This is a genomic window from Variovorax sp. GW460-12-1-14-LB1 (assembly GCF_059423605.1).
In genome coordinates this window covers 1-7,248 of sequence record NZ_JBWKYF010000134.1, presented here as the reverse complement: position 1 = coordinate 7,248, position 7,248 = coordinate 1, and the positions used below count along the sequence as shown (strand labels likewise).

Sequence of the window (7,248 nt, the reverse complement as noted above, 5' to 3'; positions counted from 1 at the left end):
CCGAGGAGCCGCCCGGCAATCCGCCCCCGCCCGTGCTGCCCGTCGTGGCCTGCGCCGACCTGGCCGGCAAGAGCCTGCCCGACGCGCTCATCAGCCTGCCCACGCAGGGCGCCACCGTCACCAGCGCCACGCCCGTGGCCGCGGGCGACGCGGGCAACACGCTGGGCGATTACTGCCGCGTGCGCGGCACCATCGCGCCGGTCGATCCGGCCTCGCAGCTCATCCACTTCGCGGTCAACCTGCCCGAGCAGTGGAATCAGAAGACCATCCACTTCGGCGGCGGCGGCTTCGACGGCGTGCTCATCGACGGCACCGAGGTCATCCGCTTCGGCCCCGCCGGCAAGCCCGCGCCGCTGGCGCTGGGCTACGCCACCTACGGTGACGACTCGGGCCACCAGTCGAGCAGCATCACCGACGGCAAGTTCGCGGCCAACGACGAGCAGCTGGCCAACTACGGCGGCCAGTCGCTCAAGAAGACGCGCGACGTGGCGCAGGCGCTGGTGTTCGCGCGCTATGCGGTCAAGCCCAGGCACGCCTACTTCCTCGGCACCTCGACCGGCGGGCGCGACGCGCTGAGCTACATCCAGCGCTGGCCGCAGGACTACGACGGCGTGATCGCCAACGAGCCCGCGCTCAACTACACCGGCACGCGCCTGTCGAACGTGGCGGTGGGCCGCGCGCTGTACAACGACGGCGGCAAGGGCTGGCTCAACCTGACGGAGACGCTGCTGGTGCAGAAGGCCGCGATGCAGGCCTGCGACAAGCTCGACGGCGCCATCGACAACATCGTGAGCAATGTGGAGAGCTGCCGCCAGCTGAACACGCAGATCCTCGCGTCGCTGCGCTGCCCCAACGGCGCGGACACGGCCGACACCTGCCTGTCGGACGCACAGATTGACACGGTGCACGCCATCGAATCGCCGCTGGAGTTCACGAGTTATTCGCTCGCCAACGGCGTGAAGCGCGCGGGCGGCTACAACCTCCTCGAAGGCGCACTGGTGGCCGGCCCGTACACCACGCGCGACCTCGGCACGCGCAAGACGCCGGGCAACCCCGCCACCTCGGCCGACGCCAACATGTACGTCACGGGCGACCAGTGGGTGAAGTTCTTCGTCACGCGCGATGCCGGTTTCAACACGCTCACCTTCGATCCGCAGAACCCCGGCACGTACGCCGCGCGCGTGACCGAGGTGTCGAAGCTCACCGACGCGACCGATCCGAACCTCGCGCCCTTCTTCGCGCGCGGCGGCAAGCTGATCATGCTGCACGGCTTGGCCGACGAGGTGATCAGCCCCAACTCGACCATCGACTACTACCGGCAGCTCGTCGCCACGCTGGGCCAGGCCGCGGTCACGCAGAACGTGCGCTTCTACACCGTGCCCGGCATGGGCCACGGCACCGGCAGCTTCATTCCCAACTGGGACTCGCTTGCGGCGCTCGAAGGCTGGGTCGAAGCCGGCCTCGCACCCGTCACGCCCGTGGCGGTGGACGCCGTGGCCGGCAGCTACGGCCGCACGCGCCCGCTGTGCCAGTTTCCGTCGTGGCCCAAGTACCGCGGCAGCGGCAGCCTCGATGCGGCCGTCAACTACAGCTGCGTGACCGAGGTCGGCGACCCGCTCGCTTGCCCCAACCTGCCGGCGAGCGCCACGCGCTACAAAGGCGGCAACAGCTTCGGCGAGGAACTGCAGGTGCAGATCGACCCGGCCACCCTGGCCTACACCGTGACCATCGATGCGAGCCACGAACCCACGCGGGTCGGCACGCAGCGCAGCGGATCGCTCGTGTCGCAGGGCAGCTGCAGCTACACGAGCGGCGAGAGCGGGGCGGTGTTCAGCTTCGGCGCCGGCGGCGTGCTGCTAGGCGGCGTGAACCCGCCGAGCGGCAGCGGCTTCTCGCCGCTGGTGGCATTCCAGAACACCTTCCAGAATGTGTCGCCGTCGACGGACTTCCGCTCGGTGTCGCTGATCTTCAATGCGGCCGGCGTGGAACAGCTCGGCGCGGGCACCACGGCGGCGTTCTCGTCGGCGGGGCGGCTGCGGAATGCGGGCACCTTCCAGTTCTGCCGCAGCCCGGCGTCGAACAGCTTCATGACCTACGACCAGACCTGCAAGAACACCGAGAAGGGCTACCTGAGCTACAGCACGGCGCGCGGCGCCTTCGACATGTACACGACCTCGACCTCGTCGAGCGGCACCGCCGAGACCGAGGGCGGCACGCTCACCGGCTCGGTGGTGATCGGGCTGGTCAACGGCGTATCGACACCGCTGTACCTGCGGCGCGTGGCCACCGCCGTGCCGGCGGGCGACACGAGCAGCGGCGCGGCCACCGTCATCCAGCCGGGCCTGCGCCTGCTCGCGGTGCAGCAGACCCTCATGCCCGGCGCGGCCGACGGCAGCTATGCCATGGCCAGCGTGAAGGGCGAGAGCCGCGAAGCCACCGTGGTCGGCACGGCCTTCAACCTCGGCGGCGCGGCCACCACGCTGGGCTACGACACCCCGGTGCTCGGCGTGGCGCAGGCCGGCGCCGGCCGGCCGGGCCATCTCATCTTCAACAGCGGCGTCGTGGCCTTCGTCTCCACCGATGGGGCGAACGCGACGCTGGACCTCGGAGTACGCCATTGAAAAAATACCTCTCGCAACTTGCCGCCTTCGCTTGGCTGGGCACCGCGCCGCTGCTGTCCGCGCACGCGGCACCCGCCACTGCGCCCAAGCCCACGGCCTGCCCGTCGCCCGTGCCCGAGACCGCGCGCTGCTACACCGGTGAAGACGGCGTGGGCTCGTTCTACTGGATCGCCATTCCCAAAGACTGGCAGCGCGGCGTGCTCGTGATGCACGCGCACGGCGGCCCCGAGACCGGCGCGCCCAAGCTCGCGCGCAGCGAGGAGGACCTGAAGCGCTGGGCCGTCACCGTGAAGGCCGGCTATGCCTGGGCCGGCTCCACCTACCGGCGCGGCGGCTATGGCGTGACGATGGCGGCGCAAGACACCGAGCGACTGCGGCAGATCGTCGTGCGCCACTTCGGCACGCCCCAGCGCACGCTGCTGCACGGGCAGAGCTATGGCGCGGGCGTGGCGGCGAAGGCGGCCGAGCTCTATGCGCCGGTGGGCGATGCGAAGAGTCCCTACGACGGCCTGCTGCTCACCAGCGGCGTGCTCGGTGGCGGCAACAGCGCCTACGATTTCCGGCTCGACCTGCGCGTGGTGTACCAGTACGTCTGCCGAAACCATCCCAAGCCCGACGAGCCGCAGTACCCGCTGTGGATGGGCCTGCCGATGGACGCGAAGCTCACGCGCGCGGACCTCGCGGCGCGCGTCAAGGACTGCACCGGCGTCGGCACACCGGCCGCGCAGCGCACGCCCGAGCAGGCGGCGCGACTGAAGACGATTCTCTCGGTCGTGAAGATCCCCGAACGCGCGCTCGTCGGCCACCTCAACTGGGCGACGTGGCTGTTCCAGGACCTCGTGCAGCAGCGCCTGCAGGGCCGCAACCCCTTCGGCAACATCGGCGTGGTCTACAGCGGCTCGAGCGACGATGCGGCGCTCAATGCCGGCGTGCTGCGCTACGCCGCGGACCCGCAGGCCCAGGGCGCGCTCGCGGCCGACAGCCAGCCCACCGGCCGCACCTCGCTGCCCACCGTGGGCCTGCATGCCATCGACGACCCCACGGCGTTCGTCGAACTCGAGAATGCCTACCGCCGCATCCGCGACGCAGCCGGCACCGGCGGCAACCTCGTGCAAAGCTTCAGCGCCGAGCGCGAGCACAGCTACCTCAGCGACTCGGAATACCCCGCGCTCTTCGGCGCGCTGCTCGACTGGATCGACAAGGGCGAGAAGCCCACGCCCCAGAGCCTCGCGCAACGTTGCGCGTCGCTCATGCCGCGCTACGACACCGACGGCAAGAACGGCTGCCACATCAAACCCGAGTGGCAACCCCCGACGCTCGAAAGCCGTGTGCCTTCGCGCGCCCCCTGAATTTCTTTTTGACCTTGACGGAGACCCCCATGAAAAAACTGTTCGCCCTTGCGGCGATGGCCCTGGCAGTGTGCGCCCACGCGCAGGACTTTCCCGCGGGCAAGCCCGTGACCATCGTCGTGCCCTTCGCGGCCGGCGGCCCGACCGACCGCGTCGCGCGCGACCTCGCCGAGGCGCTGCGCAAGCCGCTGGGCGGCGCCAGCGTCATCATCGACAACGTGCCCGGCGCGGGCAGTTCCATCGGCGCGGCCAAGGTCGCGCGCGCCAACCCCGACGGCTACACGCTGCTGCTCAACCACATCGCGATGGCGACCGTGCCGACGCTGGTGCGCAACGTGCCGTTCAAGGTCGAGACCGACTTCGAGTACCTGGGCATCGTCAACGACGTGCCCATGACGCTCATCGCCAAGCCCAGCCTGCCGGCCACCAACTACAAGGAGCTGACCGCCTGGATCGCCGCCAACAAGGGCAAGATCAACCTGGGCAACGCAGGCATCGGCTCGGCCTCGCACCTGTGCGGTTTGCTCTACCAGAGCGCCACGAAGACCGAGATGACACCCGTGCCTTACAAGGGCACGGCGCCCGCCATCACCGACCTGATCGGCGGCCAGATCGACCTGCTGTGCGACCAGAGCACCAACACCTCGCCGCAGATCGAGGCGAAGAAGGTCAAGGCCTATGCCGTGACCACGCCCAAACGCCTGACCACGCCGCTCTTGAAAGACCTTCCCACGCTCGACGAGGCCGGCCTGAAGAACTTCCAGGTGACGATCTGGCACGGCCTGTACGCGCCCAAGGGCACGCCCGCGCCGGTGCTCAAGAAGATCAGCGATGCGCTGAAGGCGGCACTGAAGGACGCCGATTTCATCAAGCGCGAGGAAGCACTCGGCGCCGTGGTCGCCACCGACGGCCGCATCGAGCCCGAGGGGCACAAGAAGTTCGTGGCGGCGGAGATCGCGAAGTGGAGCCCGATCATCAAGGCGGCGGGGGTGTACGCGGACTGAGCTTGTCGGCCGCGCGCATCGCGCTCAGAGCCCGTGGATGGCAACGGTGGCCCAGAAGGCGACCCACACGCCGATCAGCCCCAGCAGCGCCATGACGGTGACGTAGGCAATGAAGTACGTCACGCGTCTTGCGATGCTGGGGGTGGCTGGAACCTGCCACCAGTAGATCAACCCTGCCCACAAGAGCAGGGCGCAGGCGACGAGGGCTACACCGGTCCCTGTCAATGTCAGGACCTGGCGTCGCGCCAGGCCGGTGAGCAGGACATTGAGGACCGGGATCGAAACGACCCACGTCAGCACGCTCAGCACCAGCCGCAGGCCGGCATTCATCGAATCGCGTCGCGCGGTGCTGCGTGAGTTCTGTACTGTCATTTTTCTCTCCCTGTTGGACCGTTGTGGCCTCCTCAAAATCTTAGGGAGAGCTGTCTCATGCACATACAGCAGGTCGCGCTGGAATCAGCAATGACCGTGACGCAAGTAGTTTGCTTGCCGTGGCAATCGCAAACCGATCGTGAACGAGTTAGCCCCACCGCATCGAATGCACCAGGGCGCAGCTCAGAGCCATTACCCTCGTCGATCCTGTTCATCAGAAATCGGCTCCATGAGCTTCAGCATCTACTACGACGCAAGACGAGACAGTCCCCTGACCCGCGAGGAAGCGCAGCGCCTGGACGCGATCGTGGCTGCCTTCGACAAAGTCGACGAAGCCGACCGCCATGCGCATTCAGGTAAGGGCCTCAACTGGGAGACCTTCACGCTCTACGAGGCGTCCGGACTCACCGGGGGAAAGGTACTGGAAGGCGCCACGAAACTCCCCGACAACAAGGCGTTCGCCATGCACAAGGGGGCCAGCCACTGGGTGGCCTGCCTCAACCGGATTCGCCGCGAAGTGCTGCCGGATGCCAGGTGGAGCGTGAGCATCGATGACAGGATGCTGCTCTGGAACGACAAGAGCGGCTGGCACGACGAGGCATCGGACGGGCTGGCGACGCTCTGGCTGGGCTGCCTGTTGAGCGCGCCGTTCCGACGGTTCACGAAGTGAGCGGATAACCGTCGGGCGTGGCTCTGCCAGACCGCGTCAGAACGTCCCCGGCAACAGGATGTCCGACTTCACATCGTCGATCTGCGTACGACCGCAGAAGGCCATCGTGATGTCCAGTTCCTTGTGGATGATCTGCAGTGCGCGCGTCACGCCTTCCTGGCCGTAGGCGCCCAGGCCGTACAGGAAGCTGCGGCCGATCAGCGTGCCGCGCGCGCCGAGCGCGCGGGCCTTGAGCACGTCCTGGCCGCTGCGCACGCCGCCGTCCATCCACACCTCGATCTGGCTGCCCACGGCATCGGCGATGGCCGGCAGCGCGGCGATGGAGGACGGCGCGCCGTCGAGCTGGCGGCCGCCATGGTTCGACACGATGAGCGCGTCGGCGCCGCTGGCCACGGCCAGGCGCGCGTCTTCCTCGTCCATGATGCCCTTGAGGATCAGCTTGCCGCCCCAGCGCTTCTTGATCCATTCGACGTCCGCCCAGCTCAGGGCCGGGTCGAACTGTTCGGCGGTCCACGACGACAGCGACGACAGGTCTTTCACGCCCTTGGCGTGGCCGGCGATGTTGCCGAAGGTGCGGCGCTTGGTGCCCAGCATGCCCATGCACCAGCGCGGCTTGGTCGCCAGGTTGATGAGGTTCTTGATGGTGGGCTTGGGCGGCGTCGACAGGCCGTTCTTGATGTCCTTGTGGCGCTGGCCGAGGATCTGCAGGTCGAGCGTGAGCTGCAGCGCCGACACGTTGGCGGCCTTGGCGCGGTCGATCAGGCGTTCGATGAAGTCGCGGTCCTTCATCACATACAGCTGGAACCAGAAGGGGTGACGGTCGGTGTTCTCGGCGATGTCTTCCAGCGAGCAGATGCTCATGGTCGAGAGCGTGAACGGAATGCCGAAGGCCTTGGCCGCGCGCGCGCCCAGGATTTCGCCGTCGGCGTGCTGCATGCCGGTCAGGCCGGTGGGCGCGATGGCCACGGGCATGGCGACCTCCTGGCCGATCATGGTGGTGCGGGTGGAGCGGCCTTCCATGTTCACGGCCACGCGCTGGCGCAGCTTGATCTTTTGAAAATCGCTCTCGTTGGCGCGGTAGGTGCCCTCGGTCCAGGCGCCGGAGTCGGCGTAGTCGTAGAACATCTTCGGCACGCGCCGCTGGGCGATCGCCCGCAGGTCTTCGATGCAGGTGATCTTGGAAAGGTCGGGCACGGGGGAGGTCTCCTGGCTGGTGTTATGGGGGGCAGGGC

Annotated in this window: 6 protein-coding genes; 4 read left to right on the top strand and 2 right to left on the bottom strand. The window is 68.1% G+C overall.

Annotated features, from left to right (window positions below):
- The 3 genes from AC07Y4_RS32295 to AC07Y4_RS32285 all read left to right on the top strand — a co-directional run.
- Positions 1–2,621: tannase/feruloyl esterase family alpha/beta hydrolase (locus tag AC07Y4_RS32295; RefSeq protein ID WP_495275648.1), on the top strand; the 2,621-nt coding region annotated here is incomplete at its 5' end.
- Positions 2,618–3,970 (top strand): alpha/beta hydrolase family protein, encoded by a 1,353-nt coding sequence (locus AC07Y4_RS32290; RefSeq protein ID WP_495275647.1) that lies wholly within the window; start codon positions 2,618–2,620, stop codon positions 3,968–3,970. The genes AC07Y4_RS32295 and AC07Y4_RS32290, both read left to right, overlap by 4 nt.
- A 29-nt stretch (positions 3,971–3,999) precedes the next feature.
- Positions 4,000–4,974: a tripartite tricarboxylate transporter substrate-binding protein gene (locus AC07Y4_RS32285; RefSeq protein ID WP_062478011.1), complete on the top strand. Its 975-nt coding sequence runs from the start codon at positions 4,000–4,002 to the stop codon at positions 4,972–4,974.
- Positions 4,975–4,998: 24 nt separating this feature from the next.
- Here AC07Y4_RS32285 and AC07Y4_RS32280 read toward each other — a convergent pair whose 3' ends face one another.
- On the bottom strand, positions 4,999–5,346 hold the full coding sequence (locus AC07Y4_RS32280; RefSeq protein WP_495275646.1) for a hypothetical protein: 348 nt from the start codon (positions 5,344–5,346) through the stop codon (positions 4,999–5,001).
- Positions 5,347–5,575: 229 nt separating this feature from the next.
- Between AC07Y4_RS32280 and AC07Y4_RS32275 the strand changes: the two genes are divergently transcribed.
- A complete protein-coding gene (locus tag AC07Y4_RS32275; RefSeq protein WP_070062185.1) occupies positions 5,576–6,016 on the top strand; it encodes a hypothetical protein in 441 nt (146 codons plus the stop codon).
- Positions 6,017–6,052: 36 nt separating this feature from the next.
- Here the strand turns inward: AC07Y4_RS32275 and AC07Y4_RS32270 are convergent, their stop codons facing one another.
- Positions 6,053–7,210, bottom strand: a complete 1,158-nt coding sequence (locus AC07Y4_RS32270; RefSeq protein WP_062478017.1) for an alpha-hydroxy acid oxidase — start codon at positions 7,208–7,210, stop codon at positions 6,053–6,055.
- Between the last annotated feature and the right edge of the window lie 38 nt (positions 7,211–7,248).

Bases quoted from the DNA above. Each gene is read 5' to 3' on its own strand.
- AC07Y4_RS32285 (WP_062478011.1), top strand. From the start codon at position 4,000: ATGAAAAAACTGTTCGCCCTTGCGGCGATGGCCCTGGCAGTGTGCGCC.
- AC07Y4_RS32280 (WP_495275646.1), bottom strand. From the start codon at position 5,346: ATGACAGTACAGAACTCACGCAGCACCGCGCGACGCGATTCGATGAAT.
- AC07Y4_RS32275 (WP_070062185.1), top strand. From the start codon at position 5,576: ATGAGCTTCAGCATCTACTACGACGCAAGACGAGACAGTCCCCTGACC.